The sequence below is a fragment of the Sphingobacterium sp. SGR-19 genome, from assembly GCF_011043555.1.
Taxonomy (GTDB): domain Bacteria; phylum Bacteroidota; class Bacteroidia; order Sphingobacteriales; family Sphingobacteriaceae; genus Sphingobacterium.
The window spans coordinates 1-2,611 of record NZ_JAAKGS010000021.1; the positions used below are offsets into that span (position 1 = coordinate 1).

General features: G+C 50.6%; 1 protein-coding gene. It reads right to left on the minus strand.

What is annotated here, in order from left to right; genetic code table 11:
- The coding region (gene alaS, locus G5B43_RS19160) for an alanine--tRNA ligase (protein WP_165296408.1) at positions 1-2,606 on the minus strand (2,606 nt) is incomplete at its 3' end.
- Positions 2,607-2,611: the final 5 nt, after the last annotated feature.

Here is a 2,611-nt window from a genome sequence, read left to right on the forward strand (position 1 = left end):
ACAAAATCCTTTGCCCGTGCAATCGCTTTTGGAAGACCTTCAACCAACTTTCCACCAGCCGTAGCAAAGAACGGCTGTCCGCCTCCCCCACCCTGGATATCTTTTGCCAGATCCTTAACGATTGCACCGGCGTTCCATCCCCGGTCCTTTGCCAGCTCGTCGGAAACCATGACCGTCAAACTTGGCTTTCCATCAATAACCGCCCCTAGAACAACAAATGCATTGTCCAGTGCACCTTTTAAGGCATAAGCCAACGTTTTCACCGCATCTATGCTCGGTAGCTCAACCACCAGGGAAAGGAAGTTCTCGCCGTTAACCTGTTCCACTTTCGCTTCCAGCTCCCGTTTCATCTGTAGGGATTTTTCACGGATATGGTTCTCCATGGCCTTCTTCAATTCGTGGTTCTCGTTCAGCACCTTCTCTACCGTAGAAACAAAATCTTTCGGATTGTTCATCAGTTCCCGCATCCGGTCCACCAGTTCAAACTGTTCACGGATAACCGAAGCCGCCTTTGAACCTGTAACCGCTTCTATACGCCGTACGCCAGCAGCTACCGCAGATTCCGAAATGATCTTGAAAAAACCGATCTGGCCCGTGCTCCGTACATGTGTACCTCCGCAGAGCTCCTTGGAGAAGGTATCGTCAAACGTAATGACACGCACATAATCACCATATTTTTCACCAAATAGTGCCCGGACGCCCGCTTCTATGGCTTCCTGGTATGGCACCTGCCGCTCTTCTTTCAGCGGGACGTTCTCCCTTATCTTTGCATTGACGATATCCTCCACCTGCTTTTGTTCCTCCGGCGTAATCTTCGCGAAATGTGAAACGTCGAAACGTAAGATATCCGCGGATACCAATGAACCCTTTTGATCGACATGATCGCCCAGTACCTGCCTTAGGGCAGCATGCAACAGGTGTGTCGCCGAATGGTTGCTTTCGGAATCAAGCCGTTTATGTTTATCTACCTTCGCTCTGAAATCACCTTCCAGCACGGGCGGAAGTTCGTTCACAAAATGTACGGTCAGGCCGTTTTCCTTTTTGGTGTCGGTAACATAGATCTTTTCGTTGGCGCCGGAAACCAGGACTCCCGAATCCCCTACCTGCCCCCCTCCTTCCGCATAAAACGGTGTAGCGGAGAGGATAAGTTGATATTGGTGCCTGCCCTTTGATGTTACCTTCCTATATTTTAAAATCCTTGCGGTCGCTTCAAGACAGTCATATCCCACAAATTCCGTCTCATCCCCTTCCGATACCGTGACCCAGTCGCCCGTATCGATCGCCGTGGCGGCACGCGAACGTTCCTTCTGCTGCTGTAGGGCACGCTGGAAACCGTCCATATCCACGTCAAGCCCTTTTTCACGCGCCAATAATCCTGTAAGGTCAATAGGAAAACCGTATGTATCAAACAGTTCGAAGGCAAAATCACCGTCGATAGCCGTGTGTTCTGCGACGTAGTTCTCAAACCGCTGTATGCCTGTGGTAAGCGTACGTAAAAAGGAAACCTCCTCTTCCAGGACCACTTTCTGCACGAAGCTCTGCTGCTGGATAAGCTCGTCGAACACGCCTTCAAACTGTTTTGCCAAAAGCGGTACCAGCTCGTTGATAAACGGCGCTTTGAATCCAAGGAAAGTATAGGCATAGCGTACCGCCCTGCGCAATATGCGCCTGATAACGTAGCCCGCCTTGTTGTTGGAGGGCAGCTGTCCGTCCGCAATGGCGAAACTTACGGCACGTATATGGTCGGACAGTACACGCATGGCGATGTCCGTCTTTTCGTCCGCACCGTACGCTGTTCCGGCCCGCTCCGCGATAAACTGTATGATAGGCTGAAAAACATCGGTATCATAATTGGAGGTCTTGCCCTGGATAGAACGTACCAGGCGCTCAAATCCCATGCCCGTATCCACATGCCTAGCGGGCAGCGGCTCCAGTTTCCCGCTCTTCAGCCGGTTGAACTGCATAAATACCAGGTTCCATATCTCGATAACCTGTGGGTCGTCGGCATTGACCAGGTCCTGACCCCTTACAGCTCTACGCTCTTCCTCCGGACGCATATCGTAATGGATCTCCGAACACGGACCGCAAGGCCCAGTCTCCCCCATTTCCCAGAAATTATCTTTCTTGTTCCCCAATAGGATCCGGTCCTCCGCTACATGGTTTTTCCATAGGTCGTAAGCATCCCCATCCCGCTCCAACCCCTCTTTCACATCACCCTCAAAGATCGTCACGTATAGACGGTCCCTGTCCAGTTTATATACTTCTGTCAGCAATTCCCAGGCCCAGGCAATCGCCTCTTTCTTAAAATAATCACCAAATGACCAGTTGCCCAGCATTTCGAACAACGTATGGTGATAGGTATCGATACCCACTTCTTCCAGGTCGTTGTGCTTTCCCGATACCCGTAGGCATCGCTGTGTATCCGTAACACGGGGATACTTTGCGGCTACTTCTCCCAAAAAAATCTCTTTGAACTGGTTCATCCCCGCGTTGGTAAACATCAGGGTGGGATCGTTTTTGACAACAACCGGAGCTGATGGTACAATGTGATGGGATTTGTCCCTAAAAAAACTTAAAAATGCTTCGCGTATTTCTTTACTGGTCATGGAAT